The organism is Amphritea sp. HPY (genome assembly GCF_050870985.1).
Lineage (GTDB): Bacteria > Pseudomonadota > Gammaproteobacteria > Pseudomonadales > Balneatricaceae > Amphritea.
On record NZ_CP194015.1, the window covers coordinates 4,699,473 to 4,716,039 of the forward strand.

The 16,567-nt window shown below is 46.1% G+C and carries 15 protein-coding genes and 1 other RNA gene; 7 read left to right on the forward strand and 9 right to left on the reverse strand.

Annotated elements, in window-relative coordinates; all coding sequences use genetic code 11:
• Positions 1-768: 768 nt before the first annotated feature.
• A complete protein-coding gene (locus tag ACQUQM_RS20870) occupies positions 769-2,079 on the forward strand; it encodes a hypothetical protein (RefSeq protein WP_432471800.1) in 1,311 nt (436 codons plus the stop codon).
• A gap of 204 nt (positions 2,080-2,283) precedes the next feature.
• Here the strand turns inward: ACQUQM_RS20870 and ACQUQM_RS20875 are convergent, their stop codons facing one another.
• The 4 genes from ACQUQM_RS20875 to ACQUQM_RS20890 form a co-directional block, all read right to left on the reverse strand.
• Positions 2,284-2,904 carry a hypothetical protein gene (locus tag ACQUQM_RS20875; protein ID WP_432471801.1) on the reverse strand — a complete coding sequence of 207 codons (621 nt, stop codon included), beginning with the start codon at positions 2,902-2,904 and terminating at the stop codon, positions 2,284-2,286.
• Positions 2,904-3,704: a hypothetical protein gene (locus tag ACQUQM_RS20880; protein ID WP_432471802.1), complete on the reverse strand. Its 801-nt coding sequence runs from the start codon at positions 3,702-3,704 to the stop codon at positions 2,904-2,906. The genes ACQUQM_RS20875 and ACQUQM_RS20880 overlap by 1 nt, the downstream gene beginning before the upstream one ends.
• Before the next feature lie 392 nt (positions 3,705-4,096).
• Positions 4,097-5,332 carry a M48 family metallopeptidase gene (locus ACQUQM_RS20885; RefSeq protein WP_432471803.1) on the reverse strand — a complete coding sequence of 412 codons (1,236 nt, stop codon included), beginning with the start codon at positions 5,330-5,332 and terminating at the stop codon, positions 4,097-4,099.
• Between the two features lie 193 nt (positions 5,333-5,525).
• Positions 5,526-5,708 (reverse strand): hypothetical protein, encoded by a 183-nt coding sequence (locus ACQUQM_RS20890; RefSeq protein WP_432471804.1) that lies wholly within the window; start codon positions 5,706-5,708, stop codon positions 5,526-5,528.
• 721 nt (positions 5,709-6,429) lie between these two features.
• Here ACQUQM_RS20890 and ACQUQM_RS20895 point away from each other — a divergent pair.
• Entirely contained in the window at positions 6,430-7,956 is a 1,527-nt protein-coding gene (locus tag ACQUQM_RS20895) for an SIR2 family protein (RefSeq protein WP_432471805.1), read from the forward strand.
• A 165-nt stretch (positions 7,957-8,121) separates the two neighbouring features.
• Here ACQUQM_RS20895 and ACQUQM_RS20900 read toward each other — a convergent pair whose 3' ends face one another.
• From ACQUQM_RS20900 to smpB, 3 genes are all read right to left on the reverse strand, one after another.
• Entirely contained in the window at positions 8,122-9,699 is a 1,578-nt protein-coding gene (locus ACQUQM_RS20900; protein WP_432471806.1) for a tyrosine-type recombinase/integrase, read from the reverse strand.
• Between the two features lie 96 nt (positions 9,700-9,795).
• Positions 9,796-10,155: a transfer-messenger RNA gene (gene ssrA, locus ACQUQM_RS20905) on the reverse strand.
• A gap of 121 nt (positions 10,156-10,276) precedes the next feature.
• On the reverse strand, positions 10,277-10,750 hold the full coding sequence (smpB, locus tag ACQUQM_RS20910; protein WP_432471807.1) for an SsrA-binding protein SmpB: 474 nt from the start codon (positions 10,748-10,750) through the stop codon (positions 10,277-10,279).
• A gap of 184 nt (positions 10,751-10,934) precedes the next feature.
• Between smpB and ACQUQM_RS20915 the strand changes: the two genes are divergently transcribed.
• The 3 genes from ACQUQM_RS20915 to ACQUQM_RS20925 are packed head-to-tail and all read left to right on the forward strand — an operon-like array spanning position 10,935 to position 13,068.
• On the forward strand, positions 10,935-12,299 hold the full coding sequence (locus ACQUQM_RS20915; protein ID WP_432471808.1) for a sodium-dependent transporter: 1,365 nt from the start codon (positions 10,935-10,937) through the stop codon (positions 12,297-12,299).
• A 4-nt stretch (positions 12,300-12,303) separates the two neighbouring features.
• Entirely contained in the window at positions 12,304-12,735 is a 432-nt protein-coding gene (locus ACQUQM_RS20920; RefSeq protein ID WP_432471809.1) for a type II toxin-antitoxin system RatA family toxin, read from the forward strand.
• A gap of 30 nt (positions 12,736-12,765) precedes the next feature.
• Complete coding sequence (locus tag ACQUQM_RS20925; RefSeq protein WP_432471810.1) at positions 12,766-13,068, forward strand: RnfH family protein; 303 nt, start codon at positions 12,766-12,768, stop codon at positions 13,066-13,068.
• A gap of 124 nt (positions 13,069-13,192) precedes the next feature.
• Here the strand turns inward: ACQUQM_RS20925 and ACQUQM_RS20930 are convergent, their stop codons facing one another.
• Positions 13,193-13,525, reverse strand: a complete 333-nt coding sequence (locus tag ACQUQM_RS20930) for an outer membrane protein assembly factor BamE (protein ID WP_432471811.1) — start codon at positions 13,523-13,525, stop codon at positions 13,193-13,195.
• A gap of 90 nt (positions 13,526-13,615) precedes the next feature.
• Here ACQUQM_RS20930 and fur point away from each other — a divergent pair, with 90 nt between their 5' ends.
• The gene (fur, locus tag ACQUQM_RS20935) at positions 13,616-14,044 is read left to right on the forward strand and encodes a ferric iron uptake transcriptional regulator (protein ID WP_432471812.1); all 429 of its coding nucleotides are present in this window, start codon (positions 13,616-13,618) and stop codon (positions 14,042-14,044) included.
• 76 nt (positions 14,045-14,120) lie between these two features.
• Here the strand turns inward: fur and recN are convergent, their stop codons facing one another.
• A complete protein-coding gene (gene recN / locus ACQUQM_RS20940) occupies positions 14,121-15,788 on the reverse strand; it encodes a DNA repair protein RecN (protein ID WP_432471813.1) in 1,668 nt (555 codons plus the stop codon).
• 190 nt (positions 15,789-15,978) lie between these two features.
• On the opposite strand from recN, the gene grpE reads away from it, so the two are divergent.
• Positions 15,979-16,566: a nucleotide exchange factor GrpE gene (grpE, locus tag ACQUQM_RS20945; protein WP_432471814.1), complete on the forward strand. Its 588-nt coding sequence runs from the start codon at positions 15,979-15,981 to the stop codon at positions 16,564-16,566.
• Position 16,567 lies beyond the last annotated feature (1 nt).

Here is a 16,567-nt window from a genome sequence, read left to right on the forward strand (position 1 = left end):
AATCCTCCTATATCCCCCTTTGTATCAAGTGACAGGGCTACTGATAGTCCTGCACGTAGCAACTCCGTTCGACCAATAACAACAATAATAATAACTATAAGAAGAATAACTACTCATCATGATTACACCGACCGAATGCCCCAAATGGGAAAGCTGCTCTGCGCCTGTCTGTCCACTAAACCGTTCTGGCAAACACCTGAAGGATGAACCGATCTGCTTCTATGCAATGGAACTGGTTAAACCTAATGCCTATCTCCGATTTACAGAACACGACCTGGACTGGTTACACGAAGGACTAAAACCCAATCTTAACTGGCTTCATGATCAATCATCTGATCTTCGAAAGAGGCTGTTTAAAGCTTCACTGACACGCCCAAGACTGATCGTTTAACCAATTAAAAAAAACTGCTGTGTTACCTGCAATAGGCGACACAGACCCAATAACCAATTTTGTACTTAGTATGGAGGAGGTGGTCTTAGGATCTCTCTCTGAAGATGGAACTGAGGTATATCTATAGATAACTATGATAGGTGATATTAGATGGATACCTATACCAGTACCTAGGAATATCCAGAAGATAACCTCTAGGTGTCTGCTAGTGGATCTACTACAGATTACCTTAGATATTCCCTGTGATATTCCTATTGATACCTCCTATAGATACATCTCACCGGTACATCTATACCACCACCAGAGATATCTATAGACCTCTCCGGAACCCCTCTCTCCATACTAAGTACGTTTTTACTGAACGACTTTAAATACTAATGATTAATACAATAATAACTAACGATATTTACCTGTCCCAGCAGATGTCTCTGGATTTGGACGATGCACTGTCCATGAACTTTAACGTACGACCTGTCCACGATGATCTCTTACGGTTAGCTGAAGAACTGGTCGCTGAATTAAACCCTAAAGGATTAACCACTTTAAAGACTCAGCAGGCTCTTGAGGCGATGAACATGGTGATTGCTAACCTGTACTTGTGCTATCAGCATTGGAGGTTTCTTGGCGCAGTCTGTGGGCATATTCCATGGCTTAGCTTTAGCCGTAACAAGAATAAATACGGTATAAAAGAACGGTACAGGAGGCCTGAGATTACTTATCGGACTGTAGTTGATAAGACGGTAAATCCTTTGATGATGGCAGGCCTTCTGTATGAAGTGCCGGGCTCCTTTAACAAAGTAACAGGCTCCGGTAGACAAGGCCGATTAGGCTTTGAAGGTATGCGCTTAACGTCTGAGTTTGAGGATGTTTTCGTCAGCTCCCAGTTGCTGCATAAGTCTGCGGTAGAGCTTCTACCTGATGCTGAAGTGCTGATTCTAAAGGATCACGAAGGGAATCTGATTGACTATGAAGATACCTCAGAAACTAATGCTACCCGTTTCAACCTTATAGAAGGCAATGCTCTCTTGGCTGCGCAGTCGATTACTCTGAACGGTCAGCAGTTAAGCCCTATGCATATGCGTAGAATCTTCAATAACGAAAGCTGGGAACAGGGTGGTCGATACTATTGCCATGCCTGGCAGAATCTTCCAAAGGATGACCGTAAGCAGCTCAAGATTAACGGTAGCGTTACTGTTGAACGGGACTTCAGTGGTCTGCACATGAATATGGCGTATGCGATGGCTACCGGATCAATCTGTCCGACCTATCCCTACGATTATAGTGACTATGGATTAGACCTGCATACGTTCAAGCCATTAATGAAGGCTGCTACGTTGATTGGCTATAACTGCAATACTACAAAGCAGGCCAAGGGTGCTATCAACAAAGAAATCAATGAATTGCCTGAAGAGCTGAGAACGCAGGTCTCTGGTGAAACGGTACTGCAGATGATCCAGGAAAAACACGAACCGATCTCCCTGTTCTTCTGCACAGGCTTCGGTCTGACTCTCCAATACGCTGACTCCCAACTTACCTCCTCCATTCTGGGTCAGTGCATGCGTGATGGTGTGGTAGCTTTGCCCGTGCATGACTCCTATATCGTGCCTGTAGAGCATGACGATTACATTCAAGGGTTGATGGGAGATGTCTTTAGGCAGGCATACGGATGCGAGATCGGCGTTGAGTAAGGCTGATTCCTAGGGGGATATAGCTACATAAAGCCTTAGGTGTACCGATGGTCTTCTTAGTGGCTATGTATTTCTATATTCCCCAATGAAGGGCCTGAAGAGGAATGTGGTACCTGCATCCGACACGAATCTTCCGCTCTAGCACTAGTGCTTAAAACAATTACGAGCATTTTATAATCAGTATTCAAGCCTTCGCTCATCCTTTTAGTTGCTCTGTGGGAAACCAGCCCCTCTCAGTGTTTCAGCAATTTGATTAATCGTAATATGTAGCGACTTTTGGTCAGCTATATCGACGAACTGGACGATTAAGCCACAACCTATGAGCCCTGCACCAACATGAGGAAGATCTTGGTCTACCTGAAAGGATTCCTTTGGATCAGGGGTTTCAGCTTCTAACCAACTGCTATACCAGTTGTTATTTTGGTCTGTTATCGGGCGATACGCATATATTTCTATGCGACTTTCCGTAGATTCTGGTGGCGCTATTGAAAGAGGATCAGGCTCAATACGACCAACGCCCTCTTCATAGAATACAGAATCCGTTATCACCCGAATTTCTAATAACCATTCCTCCACTGACTGTTTGTTGGCGTCCTTTGCGTTGGTGAATACAAGGCAAGTTTCAAACAGCGGCACCATGTCCCACGCCCACCGAGATAATGGATTTGTTGTAAGATTTCCCAGACGGCTGAAATGCGCAGGTTCCCATACATAAAACTTAACGCCCAATCCATCAGCAATCGCTTTCACCGAATCTTGAATTCTCTGGTAATATGCCACCAGCAACCGCTGAGACTTACGCACTTCCAGCATCAGTTCATCCATTACATTCTCTTCCATTTTTCAAAGCATTTAGGTGCTAAGTTAACTGAATAACCGGTAATATCATCCCAGTTCCTTTCAGAGGAGAGAGGAGTTTCTCGCTCCCAGTCAAATATTAAATTTTGATTTATGCTACAACCGTTTAATAGGTCCTGTAACAGGTGATTTAGCCCATCCATACATCGATATTCCCGAATGCCGTATAATTCACAAGATTCGATCATATCGTTAATAATCCGAGATTCTTCATTGTCACTGTCAAGATTGAGTGCTAACTCTTTCAATACCTTGTAGAACTGTTGCCAGCTTGTCCCCTTAACCCATACAGAAGAAGGGATGTTTTGTAACTGACTAGACAAAATGTCAGTAACCTCTTTCGGGTTGTCGCCTAGCCCTCCCAATGCAAGGAATAGTAACGGTTTCTCTGTTGAAATATTTTCAAAAAAAGCATCAAGTTCCTGCTGCCACTGTCGGCTATTCTGAGTAATACCACCAGGCCTCTTAACCTCAACCAATAGTTCACAATGCTCGAATCTCATAAGCACATCGGGTTCGACTTCTCGACCTTCAAGCCTCCAACGAGGCCAAAACTCAAGTTCGACAATACGACCAAACCCTGGATAAAAATCAGGAAATAGTTGGATTAAAAGTTGATTAGATGTTGGCTCTCGCAGATAGCTTAACCGGCTAAAAATAGCCGCAGAGAGAAGATCTTCGCGTTCCTGGAATAGAGAACGCCAACTTTTGTTCACTCCATTTATATCAACTCTACCCGCCTTTCCTTGCAGTATTGCGCGTAACATGCCGGTTCCCTATATTTTGATTCAAAATACGCTGACTTGATAGATCAGGCTTCTAACTGAAGTTTAAGTTGAAGCTTTGCAAAAGCTCTATTGTACAAACCATGGGCTAGCGGTCGCTATGAGCCAATGAGAGTCTAACTTTAGTTTCTGAACCTTTAACCGCAATTGGTTTAAATCAGATGTAATGCCTGCTCTGAAAGATAACTTTGTTGTCATTGCTGTTGTAAGATTCTGGGATAGGTTAGATAACCTTCATCTAACGCTATCCCTCCACGTCCTGCAGTACAGAGCGATGAGGCAAGAATATCCCCACACAGTTACCCACAGAATATGTGCATAACTGATCTTGAAGACTTGTTGTGAATATGTCGAGTTTGCAGGATGTATTGTTACTAATAAATAGTTACTTCTGTAGCTTTGAATCTATAAGCGGTCATGTTTGTATTCATAGGCGCAGCTTTATCTGCTTGAGCAATTACATAGTACTGCCCTCCCGGGGAGAAATATCCAGTAGGCTTTGCTTGTAATTTTGCTAAAACGGCTTCTCCTTGATACAAGGCTCCATGGAATGATAAGTCACCAATATTCCTGTTTCCTGTGTACTTCACTAAGAAGCGCCATTGCGTTTGTGATAGCTGCTCTATATCAACCACTTCAAGTAACCCATTAACAGCTTTTATATTAGCTATTCGATTCGACTGTCTTTGTTCTTCAGCCTTGGCCTCTAAGTGCTGTGTATATGACTGTAGGCTAGCTGATAATAGTGAAGCGAGCCCCCCACCTTGTCCAGCTTCAGGTCCATTGTCTTCTTGATATGCAAACAACGAATTACTCTTCAGGATAGACTGGTGGTTTGGATTTATATTTCCGGCTTTGTAATATTGGCTGACTTGTTCTGCTACCGACTTTGTTTGTGCTGCACGTTCAGAATACACGGGATGATCTACGAACATATCCGAGCGATCACCAGATTTCTTATAGAACCTATTCCACACACGGTGTGCTCCGTAAGGATCAAATCCAGCCAGAGCTGAATATAGAATTCCTATTTTGTCTGCTTCTTCCTCACCTTCGTGTGTAAAGGCCGTTTTAAATGAGCTGCGCTGACTTGAGTTGGATCCCATCAAAGATGCTAAGTTATGATGGCCGCTAGACTCTCCAATATGATTTGCTGCTACGTGAGCAAATTCATGACCAATAACAGCAGCAAGTTCAGAATCATCTGACAGCTCATTCATCAGCCCTATATGAACAACTACATACGTGCCACCATTTACAGAGGCATTAAACGATTGCTCTGGTATCAGTAAAACCTGCCACCGTTCATCCTTTAAGTGGCTTACAGATTGAATTCTGTCGAAAACTCTAACGAGCCTTGCATACGCTTTCGCATCTAAACTAGCGTTATACTTTAAGCCTTTTTCGTCGGCATTCGCTATTGCTGCTTCGATGAATGCATTTCCTTTTTTAATTTGCTCTTCCCGAGAGCTAGATACAGTGCGCTTTCCAGTTATTTTGTCTTTTTGAGTAAAAGACTCTGATACAGAATACAAGCCTTGATCAATTGCCTGCATTGCTTCACAACCCGTTAGAGCTAGAAGAGTCAACACAATAAAAGCCAACCTCATTAACTACTCCTTGAATTCGTTGATACTGCTTTTTAAAGAAATATATAGATATGTTACAGAGCTAAAACTCTCGCTGAAGTCCCTAGCAGTCATGGAATTCACTTCTAGGTAATGTTGTTACTTTCATTCCTGATGGTTTAGAAGCATTGTCATAATTCAGTCAAATAAGGCCCCATAAGGAGCCTTGGTAGCATCAACAGCCGCGATAATGGCCAGAAACGAAAGTACCATCTTTGCGATAGTATCCATTAATCCACTGACACTTAGTATCCGCTTGGGCTGGTATTGAAGAGAAACCTTGCGTGGATTGATCTTGAGCTGCGACAGGCAGTGAAGTAAAGAGAGCTACAGATAATATCAGTAGTAATTTTTTCATTATATTGTCCTTCTTCTTATCGATTAATATCCTAAGCCAAACGATATAAAGCGAAGAGAAGTGGTGATATAGGAAATAGTCCTAGTTTCAGCCATTTAGTCTGGATTAACCTGATTGACTACTCATTCTGGGTTTTATTGTTTATCTGAACAGCTGCATAATTCTTATATCAGCTTTAGCAAATCCGTCCGTAGGTTCTTCAAAGCAGTCTGTTCACCGTACTGGTCAGCAATGGATTCCCTACTACAGCCCTGAAGCTCTTTGATACGCGGTTCAGGCACATCGACATTCTTCAACATGGTACGAAGCGTGTGCCTCAGCCAATGAGGTGTCTGGCACTCTAATCTCTTCATGACCTTACGCATCGCAGCAGATGTCCGCAGACGTTTCAGACTTATCCTCCATTCCGGGTCAGTGCATGCGTGATGGTGTGGTGGCTTTGCCCGTGCATGACTCCTATATCGTGCTGGTAGAGCATGATGATTACATTCAAGGGTTGATGGGAGATGTCTTTAGGTAAAAGTGCTGATACGAGATTGGTGTAGAGTAAATATTAACAATGAGGGCTACTTAGGTTTAGTCTAGGGGGCTGTTCCTGTTGCATAGCAGCAAGATCGATATTACTCTGATCACGCCTCAAAGGCGCTTTTTTTAGTTTTATGTGGTCTTTTTTTTGGTTTGTTTTTTACGTGATTGAAGTTTTATAAATGGATTGTAGATAATGGAATTTGAAGATCGACTAAAAAGTCTAAATGATATGGGAGTTAGTGGGCGCTACATGACCGAAGCTTTTATATTGAATTTGCTTCGAAAATATATAGAAAATCAAGGGAAAGAGTTTGTAGAGAATCTTAAGGTTTCGAGTTACTTAACAGATAAGGTGACTAAAACTATAGCGTTTTTTGATGCTTTTGCCCCTGAAGGTTTTGATGATTTTGCAGAGCCTACTTATATTGAAGTGACATCGTCAGTTAGTTTTGAAAAGCTTGATAGTTTAGGTGATATGTTTGAAAGGGTGGTTTCTGATGGCCTTCCTGCTAGGCTGTTAATACTTGTAACTAAGTCGTACGATGAAGAATTTTTAACAAGATGTCGTGATTATTTTGATGCGCTGAATATTGCTGTTAGTATTTGGGGGGTTAATAGAATACAAGCTATAGCCGATAGTCTAGTTGATGATGTTAATGAGATTGGTAATAAGTTATTTCACTTAAGGCTAGAGTCTGCTTTTAATAAAGATTCTGAAGACTGGAAGGATAAAAGAGATGATGTTATAAGAGATGTAAGTACTTCATATGGAACGGGTCAGTTCTCTCTTTTTCTTGGGGCAGGAGTTTCGAGTAGTGCAGGTTTGCCTGATTGGGATACATTACTAAATTCATTATTTGTATCCTTATTAACATCCGAGCTGGATCAGCATAGAAAAATAGAGAAGGCAGAGATATCTAGCATTGTAAAAAGACTTCGCGACGTAGACGAACCATCTGCGTTAATGTCGGCCAGATACATTAGGAAAGGGATGTCCAGCAGTGGCTCAGTTGAACAGAATACATTTATCAATGAGGTTACAGAACAGTTATATAGTTTGAGGGATCAAAGGTTTTCTCTAGAATCACCTCTAATAAAATCAATTGCTGATATGTGTATGCCTGGAAGAACTGGTGCGAAGGTTAAATCAGTAATTACTTATAATTTTGATGATTTAGTTGAAAGGCAGCTGAATAATAAAGGAGTTGTCCATAAAAGTATATTTGAAGAAGTAGAGGTGCCTAGCCCCGAAGAACTTCCTGTGTATCATGTTCATGGTTACCTTCCTGAAGATAGATCTGCTTATAATAATCTTGATCGTAGTACATTGGTTTTTTCAGAGGAAGGTTATCATAAAATATATGGGGACTCATACCACTGGTCGAACTTGGTTCAGTTAAATAACCTTAAAGAATCTACCTGTATGATGATAGGGTTATCATTAACAGATCCAAATTTGAGAAGGTTGTTGGAGATTTCTGCTCGTTCAATAGAAAAGCCTAAACATTATGCTTTTATGCAGAGGATTGATATCGATTACTTTAGTAAGGAAGGCTCTAAGAAGATTGTTAATGCTCCTTTGTCAACAATAAAAACTTTTTTGGATAGGCATCATATTCTTAACGAAGAGGTTTTAAAGGAACTTGGTGTTAATGTTATATGGTATGAGAGCTATGATGAAATACCGAGGATAATTAATAAAATCCATAGGTATAGCTGATTTTTTTTGAAGGGCGTAAGGTCACGTTGTGACGAAAAGTTACAGGGGTGTTATTTTACTCCAATTAACTACAGTTGTTGTGTTACGCCCCCCTATTTGTAAGCCAGATAGTCCCTCGTACGGTTACCCTGCGATAGTGAGAATAACCCTACGATTATGACTCTATTAAAATGCCACCTGATTTATCGCCTTTGCCAATAACTTGATATCGGTTGATCCATACCGGTCATGAGTTTCGCTCTGTGTTGCATGACCCATGATACGTTTGATGACGTAGTCTTCAGTGCTTAGACCGCGTAGCTTATCGGCCATCGTGTGTCGGTACGAATGAAAGGTCTTGCCATCCTCAACACCTGCTTTCTTTTTGGCCCGACTGAACCACTTCGATACATTGTGACTGTACTTACCGTCGGTTTTATATAGTTCAGGGAATATAAGTCCATCCGGAGCTTGTTGATCGGCTTTCGTTAGGTAGTCAATGAACCCTGCTTCAATCAGGTGTGGGTGCAGAGGGATAACACGCGGGCTTTGCTGGTTCTTTAGGTGCTGATCCGGGCGTGAGGCGTTGATATCAATGAAATGGATTCCCTCGACCTCTTTTATATCCCCTGTATGCAGCTGGCAGAGTTCTTCCAGTCTGGCCCCAGTGTACATGCCCAGACGAGGTAGCCAGAACTGATGCGGTTTCTTCGCTGAGAGCTTGTTAATCTGGGAATGCTTCAGAATGCTAGTGACATCAGCATCATTCAGCGGGGAGCGTTCATCGCGGGTGTTATGTTTTCGCTTCGGGATCATGCCTTTGGCTGGGTTCTCTGCGATAAAACCGTTACGTTGGCACCAGTCTAAGAATGATGAGATCAGATTCAGGTACTTTTTAATGCTGGTGGGACTGATGTAATTGTCACTGATGCCTGAATCAACAATTTCCTGGATGCCTAGCCCGGTAAAGCGCTTATCTTTAGTGATGTTCTTTGGCAGGCGGGCCAGTGTTTCTTTCACCTTTAGGATATCAGCCTTGCTGATGGTTGATACGGACTTGTCACCGATAAAGCCGATTAAGAGCTTTAGGGCGTAACGGTGTTCGTGCTGAGTCTTCTCTACCCAGTCTTTATTCAGTAGCTTTTCTGAAGCGTAGGTTTCGAAAGTCGTCGACATCAGGGCATCACAATAGGCGTCATCATCGACCCCAGCGGTTGATGTGGTGTTGGATGTTGGAATCTTACCTTTATATAGCTGGGTCTGATGCTCTATCGCCTCAATGCGGGCTTTGGCCAGTTCGTAGGCTAACTGCTGAACATCAGTTGGTGCGTGTGATTCTTTACTCAGGAGTTCAGCTGCTTCTTCTGTCAGGTCAGCGTAGTTATTCAGTGCAAATCGTTCACGCAGGTCGCTTAGTAGCAGCTCTATCGATGTCAGCTGTTCTTCGTGCGCGCTGAGAGTAATGACGCTGGCAGTCGCTTTGTCCTCTTCCATGGACATCAGGTGACGGGTCTTCCAGTGTTGAGCAATGCGCTTCAGGTCAGCTTTAGTGAACTGGGTGCCCATAGCAGTCTCCAAGGTACGTTTCAGTGTTAACGCCATCCCTGTGCTGATATGTTTTGCTTTATGCATGTCGCTGATATGTAAGGGCAGTTGCAGTTCATTACAACCCACTGCGGATCGAAAACGTGCGGGTATCTGGTAACGGAAATAGAAGCCTGAAGGACGTCGAAGCAGGTATGAGGGTGTGCGTAGATGGGTCATGACACTGAAACCTTAGTAGCAAACTTAGTAGCAAATTGGTTTCAGAGAGAGCTGTAGACAGCAAAAAGCCCCGGAATACGGGGCCTTTACAGTGTTTGGTGGAGGTGGCGGGTGTCGAACCCGCGTCCGCCAATCCTCTGCCTCTAGATCTACATGTTTAGACACTTCTACTGAGTTAACCCACCACGGCCCGAAGGTCAGGGCGTTTAGGGCGAGCCTCTTTAAGTTTTAACCGTTCCGCTTGAGACAAAGCTTCCGGGCGATTCTATCTCGAATGACACTGCAAAATCCTCTAGTTATAGACACCTGAAGGAGCAGCGCAAGCTGACTTATGCAGCTAGAGCGTAGTTATCGTCGTTTGCAACTATAACTGTGTAGTAATTGATTTACGTGATTCACTACACTCACGACATGCACCAAAGGGTTCGTAATCAGCGTCGAAGCCAAGTCACCCCCGTAGTATTTCCGACAACAGAGTAACGCGGTAGTTCTCTGAAGCAGGCGGCCATTATAGCCGTTATGACAAAACTTACATCAACATTTCTGCTGATTTGAAAAGAAAGTGTAAAAAAGACGCTTACTTGGCGGCCATCAGGCGTTGCTTCTGGCGGTTCCAGTCGCGATCTTTTTCTGTATCCCGTTTATCGTGCTGCTTTTTACCTTTAGCCAGTGCAATTTCACACTTAACCTTGTCGTTCTTCCAGTACAGGGAGAGGGCGATACAGGTATAGCCTTTGGCCTGGGTAGCGCCGATAAGCTGATCGATCTCACGCCGGTTCAGCAGCAGTTTGCGCTGGCGGGTGGGGTCGGCCACAACGTGGGTACAGGCGGTTTTCAGTGGTGTGAAGTGGGCGCCGGCAAGCCAGGCTTCGCCGTTATGCAGAATCACGTAGGAATCCACAAGCTGGGCGCGGCCATCGCGCAGACTTTTCACTTCCCATCCGGCCAGGGCTAATCCGGCTTCGAACTTAGTATCGATGTGATACTCGTGTCGGGCCTTTTTGTTCTGACAGATGGTGTTACTACTGGTTTTTGCTTTCTTCTTTGCCATGGGCCGGGATTATATAGATATGCAGGGAAAGAGGCTACGCCGATTTAGGAATCTGTCTTAAAGACGCAGACTGAATATAGATATACTATTTTGTTTCAGGTCCCTTGATGCAGACCGTTGTATTTGGCGGGCAAAACCCGGAAAATCCACAATCCGAAATTTGTGCTTATTTTAAGAGATTTTAATGAAAGATCGTCAAAATATTCATGGTTCCTGGGCGAACCGCTGGATCTTTATCCTGGCAGCAACTGGTTCCGCTGTCGGCCTTGGTAACATCTGGAAGTTTCCATACATCGCGGGTGAGAACGGCGGTGGTGCTTTTGTGCTGGTGTACCTGGCGTTTATTCTGGCGGTTGGTGTGCCGATTATGATGGCCGAGGTGCTGGTTGGCCGTCGTGGCCGGCAGAGCCCGATCAACTCCATGCGAGAAGTAGCCATTGAGTCTGAACATTCTCCGAAGTGGGCTTTAGTCGGATGGGTCGGTGCACTGGCCGGTTTCCTGATCTTCTCCTTCTATTCGGTGGTGGCCGGTTGGGTGCTGGCTTATGTTGCCGGTATGGCGAATGGCGACTTCCTGGATATCGGTAGTGAGCAGGCGGGCAAGGCGTTTAATGATCTGCTGGCAGATCCACAGGCGCTGGTGATCTGGCACACGGTGTTCGTCATTCTGGTTATGACCGTGGTGATGGGCGGTGTTAATAAGGGGCTGGAGCGTGCGACCCGCATCATGATGCCGGCACTGTTTGTGCTGTTGACGGTGTTGCTGGGCTATTCCATGACTACCGGTTCGTTTGGTGCCGGTGTGGATTTCCTGTTCCACTTTGATCCGTCTGAGCTGTCCTGGGATGCAGTGCTGGTGGCGCTTGGCCACTCTTTCTTTACCTTGTCACTGGGTATGGGCGCGATTATGGCGTACGGCTCTTACATGCCGAAGGATGCGTCTATCGGTGGTACTGTGCTGACCATTGCTGCGCTGGATACTCTCGTCGCGCTGATTGCGGGTCTGGCGATCTTCCCTATTGTGTTTGCTAACTCGCTGGATCCTGGTGCGGGTCCTGGCCTGATGTTTATTACGCTGCCGGTGGCCTTTGGTCAGATGCCAGGCGGTCAGATCTTCGGCTTCCTGTTCTTCGTACTGGTTGCTTTGGCGGCGTGGAGTTCTGCGATCTCGCTGATGGAACCGGCGGTTGCCTGGATGGTTGAGCGTTTTGGCCTCGGTCGTGGTCCGGTCTGCACCCTGCTGGGTATTGTGGTCTGGATGCTGGGCCTGGCGGCGCTGAGTTCATTTAATGTCGGTAGTGATGTCGCTCTGTTTGGTATGAATATTTTCGATTTCCTGGATTTCATTACCGCTAATGTGATGTTGCCACTGGGTGGCTTGTTTGTTGCGTTCTTTACCGGTTGGGTGCTGAAGCAGAAGATCACCGAGGATGAACTGGATATTAAAGAGGCTCGTATTTATATGGCCTGGTCTTTTTCGATCCGTTATATTGCACCGATCGCAGTGGCTGCGATCTTTATTCTTAATCTGATTGAGAAGCTGGGCTGATTCGATGACACAGGTAGACCGTAGCGCACTGGTACTGCACACCGCTGAGCAGATGTTTGATCTGGTTAACGATGTGGCAAACTATCCCGAGTTCCTGCCATGGTGCTCCGGTTCTACCATTATTGAATCGACCCCTGAGGTGATGCAGGCAAGCCTGTATGTGGCGAAAGCGGGACTGAAGTACAGCTTTACGACCCGCAATGCGCTGCAGCGACCCGGTGAGATTCAGATGGAGCTGGTGGAAGGTCCTTTCTCCAGCCTGTCCGGGGTCTGGACCTTTACGCCGCTCAGTGAAGAGGCGTGTAAGGTTGGTCTGAGCCTGCAGTTCGATTTTTCCGGTAAACTGGCGAGTATGGCGATGAGCAAAGTGTTTAACCAGATGGCTGCGACCATGGTGGATGCGTTTGTTAGCCGTGCAGACCAGGTTTATAGCTAAAGCTCACTGAGAGAGTCAGCAGGAATTTATATGATTGATGTAGAAGTCGCTTACGCGTTACCCCACGAACAGAAAATTATAGCGTTGCATGTGGCGGACGACTGCTCTGTATATGATGCGGTGATTCAATCGCGTATTGCTGAGATCTTTCCGCAGATCGATGTTGAAAATGATCCGATGGGGGTCTTCGGCAAGACTATTCGCAATCCTAAAGATACGACTATCAGGCAGGGGCAGCGGGTCGAGATCTATCGGCCATTGATTGCTGATCCTAAAGATGCACGGGCGAAGCGGGCGGCGAAAGCCAAAGCGGAACGGGATGCCGCTAAGTAACATTAGTTACCTGCGTTAAATCCCGGACATAAAAAAGGCCAGATATCTATCTGGCCTTTTTATATACAGGACGTACAGTATGCTGCGAGTGCAGGGATGCACAAGAGCGACGATATTGTTGGTCTTACTGCGGATTCGGACGGAAGTCGCCGGACAGTCCGATCAGTTTTCCTTCATCATCAAAGGTCAGTTGTATGCGTTCCTGGCTAGTCGTACCTGTTTCACCAGACTTAAGGCGGTACAGGTAATCCCAACGGTTTTTGTTGAAACTGTCGGTGATCAGGGGTGTCCCCATTACATAACGAACCTGGTTTTGGGTCATTCCCGGACGAAGTTTGTCGACCATTTCCTGTGTGATAATATTTCCTTGTGGAATATCGATCTTGTAAACACCAGGGAATTCGGCACATCCAGCGAGTAATACGGCAGCAATAACGCTAATAAGAACTTTTTGCATCAGTAAATGACTTCCACTTTCGCGTATAAAATCAGATAATTGGGTCAGCAAGTCTATCATTCGTTTAGGCAAACATCATAGAGAAAGATTATGGCACTTGAAAATCAGGAATTAAGGAAAGCGGGACTTAAGGTTACGTTGCCCCGGGTTAAGATCTACCAGATTCTGGAGAAAGCAGGAGAAGGTGATCATTTCAGTGCTGAAGATATCTATAAGATCCTGCTGGACCAGAGCGAAGATGTTGGTCTTGCTACAGTTTACCGGGTGCTGACCCAGTTTGAAGCGGCAGGTCTGGTATCACGTCACCACTTCGAAGGTGGCCATTCGGTATTTGAGCTGTGCAAAGATGAGGAGCATGATCACATCGTTTGCGTTAAGTGCGGCAAGGTACGTGAATTTACCGACCCGGAGTTGACTAAACGTCAGGATGAGATCGCCAAGAAGCTTGGCTTCACTGTAACCGACCGGACATTGTATCTGTACGGTGTCTGTGCCGATGGGTGCGAGCGCAAAGGTTAATTATCTACGCTAGAAAAAACCGGCTTTTGCCGGTTTTTTTTGGTTCAGGTTTTGCGTCAGGGATTGTCGTCTGAACTCAACGGATGCCAAGCATCTCCCGGGCATGGTCGAGGGAGGTTTCGGTAACATCGATTCCGCCAAGCATGCGCGCAACTTCGCCGACCCGCTGATCCTGGTTGAGCTGGTCGATGCGGGTGTGGGTTTTATCTTTATCGCTTTGCTTACTGACAAACAGATGTTGATGACCCTGAGAAGCTACTTGCGGCTGATGGGTAACGCAGAGTATCTGGCTGTGTTCGCCCAACTGGCGAAGCAGGCGGCCAACGACTTCGGCGATTGCGCCGCCGATGCCGACGTCGACCTCATCGAAGATCAGGGTCGGGGTGCTGGACGACTGCGCGGTTATCACTTGTATGGCAAGGCTGATCCGGGACAACTCGCCGCCAGAGGCGATCTTGTTCAGTGGTCGTGCTGGCAAGCCTGCGTTGGTGCTGATCAGGAATTCGATCTCTTCCAGGCCATGGGGGCTGAGATGATCGGCTTTGTAAGGTGTCAGCGAAACTTTGATCTGCGCGGCGGGCATGCCCAGACTGTGCAGCTGTTTGTTTACTTCGCTGCTTAGGGTTAGAGCGGCTTTTTGCCGGTTCTTGCTTAGTTTACTGGCGCTGGTGACGAATTTCTGACGCGCCTGTTCCGTATCTTGCTGCAGTGATTCAAGTTGCTGATCTGACATGGTCAGATTACTGAGCTCTTGTTGTAGCTGTTGCAGGAAATCAGTCAGGGTTTCGGCGGGTATCTTATGTTTACGGGCAAGATCAAAGATGCTGCTGAGTCGCTCTTCGACGATGGCCTGACGACCGGGGTTCAGCTCAACCCGATCCAGATAATGGCTGATTTCCTGAGCCGCTTCTTCGATCTGAATATGTGCGTTGTTGAGCATTTCGACGGTTTGAGTAATCGAGGGGGATTGTGCTTTTATGTTACTCAGCAGGTGCAGGCTTTGATTCAGCAGATTAAGGCAGTTTATCTCTTCGCCTTCACTGGTCAGTTGTAGTAGTTGCTGACCGGTCTGCAGTATCTCACCGGCATTGGCCAGCGTTTGCTGTTCTGCAACCAGGGCTTTGAACTCGCCGTTTTCCATGCTGAGCTTTTCCAGCTCTTCGATCTGATAGCTGAGAAGCTGAACCCGGGCGGCCTGCTCTTCGCTCTGTTCCGACAAGTGAGCAAATTTATTGCTCAGGCTTTGCCAGTGGCGATACAGTTGTCGGGTGGTTTTTGCCAGCTCGGTCTTGCCGGCATAAGCATCCAGCAGATAGCGATGATGGTCTTTCTTAAGCAAGCGTTGGTGTTCATGCTGGCCGTGGATCTCGATCAGGTATTCACCGAGTTCTTTGACTTTGGCGATCGGGCAGGGGCTGCCATTGATATAGCAGCGGGAGCGGCCTTCGCTGGTGATTACCCGGCGCAGGATACATTCGCCATCACCATCCATATCTTGTAACTGCAGCCACTTCTGGGCGGCAGGGATGTTGCTGATATCGAAGCTGGCGATGATCTCTGCCCGCTCGGCGCCATTGCGCACGGCGCCGCTATCGGCACGGTCGCCCAGGGTCAGGCCCAGAGCATCGAGCATGATTGACTTGCCGGCACCGGTTTCGCCGCTGACCACTGTCATTCCCTGTTGCAGCTCAAGATCAAGCTGTTCGACTATTGCGTAATTATGGATATTGAGTTGAATAAGCATAAGGTAAACATCTGTTTTTTTATACAGTGTTTACTGTATAAGACATTACAGGCTGATGCGCAACTTCTTTGTACCCAGCGAGAGTAGAAAGCTGCCGGAATAATTTGTCGAAAAGACTCTTGAATCTTGTGGCTATAACCCCATATAGAAGCTCAACGACAATTTTTACGTGACATGTTTGGAGAAAGTGATGGCGGGCGAAGATAAAGCGCAAACCGAAACAGTACAGCCGGAAGCGATGGCTGAAGATGTGAACAGTGCATCTGATGCGGCGGACTTTGTCGAGCCTGCTGCTGAAGCGGATGTCGATGCGCTGCAACTTGAACTGGCGAAGGCTAAGGATACGATTTCTGCGCTGGTCGATCAGGAGTTACGGACTAAGGCCGAGATGCAGAATCTTCGTCGCCGCGCCGAGCAGGACGTTGAAAAAGCACATAAGTTTGCTTTGGAAAAGTTTACCAATGAACTGCTGCCGGTTATCGATAGCCTGGAACGTGCTGTCGAAGCCTGCAACTCTGAAGATGAAGCTATTCAGGCGATCGCTGAAGGCGTTGAGATGACTCTGGGCATGTTTGTCAGCGGTATCGGCAAGTTTAATGTTGAGCAGCATGATCCGCTCGGCGATGCTTTCGATCCTGCATTGCATCAGGCGATGTCGATGGTACCGAACCCGGAAGTCCCGGCAAATAATGTTATGGCGGTGATGCAGAAAGGCTACAGCCTGAATGGTCGTCTGATTCGTCCGGCGATGGTTATCGTTTCAAAAGGTGCTGAATAAA

Coding starts and splice junctions, on each gene's coding strand:
- smpB (WP_432471807.1), bottom strand. CDS start 10,750: ATGGCAAAGAAGAAAGCAAAAACCAGTAGTAACACCATCTGTCAGAAC.
- ACQUQM_RS20870 (WP_432471800.1), top strand. CDS start 769: ATGATTAATACAATAATAACTAACGATATTTACCTGTCCCAGCAGATG.
- ACQUQM_RS20930 (WP_432471811.1), bottom strand. CDS start 13,525: ATGCAAAAAGTTCTTATTAGCGTTATTGCTGCCGTATTACTCGCTGGA.
- ACQUQM_RS20925 (WP_432471810.1), top strand. CDS start 12,766: ATGATTGATGTAGAAGTCGCTTACGCGTTACCCCACGAACAGAAAATT.
- grpE (WP_432471814.1), top strand. CDS start 15,979: ATGGCGGGCGAAGATAAAGCGCAAACCGAAACAGTACAGCCGGAAGCG.
- ACQUQM_RS20890 (WP_432471804.1), bottom strand. CDS start 5,708: ATGAAAAAATTACTACTGATATTATCTGTAGCTCTCTTTACTTCACTG.
- ACQUQM_RS20875 (WP_432471801.1), bottom strand. CDS start 2,904: ATGGATGAACTGATGCTGGAAGTGCGTAAGTCTCAGCGGTTGCTGGTG.
- ACQUQM_RS20880 (WP_432471802.1), bottom strand. CDS start 3,704: ATGTTACGCGCAATACTGCAAGGAAAGGCGGGTAGAGTTGATATAAAT.
- ACQUQM_RS20885 (WP_432471803.1), bottom strand. CDS start 5,332: ATGAGGTTGGCTTTTATTGTGTTGACTCTTCTAGCTCTAACGGGTTGT.
- ACQUQM_RS20900 (WP_432471806.1), bottom strand. CDS start 9,699: ATGACCCATCTACGCACACCCTCATACCTGCTTCGACGTCCTTCAGGC.
- ACQUQM_RS20895 (WP_432471805.1), top strand. CDS start 6,430: ATGGAATTTGAAGATCGACTAAAAAGTCTAAATGATATGGGAGTTAGT.
- fur (WP_432471812.1), top strand. CDS start 13,616: ATGGCACTTGAAAATCAGGAATTAAGGAAAGCGGGACTTAAGGTTACG.
- recN (WP_432471813.1), bottom strand. CDS start 15,788: ATGCTTATTCAACTCAATATCCATAATTACGCAATAGTCGAACAGCTT.
- ACQUQM_RS20915 (WP_432471808.1), top strand. CDS start 10,935: ATGAAAGATCGTCAAAATATTCATGGTTCCTGGGCGAACCGCTGGATC.
- ACQUQM_RS20920 (WP_432471809.1), top strand. CDS start 12,304: ATGACACAGGTAGACCGTAGCGCACTGGTACTGCACACCGCTGAGCAG.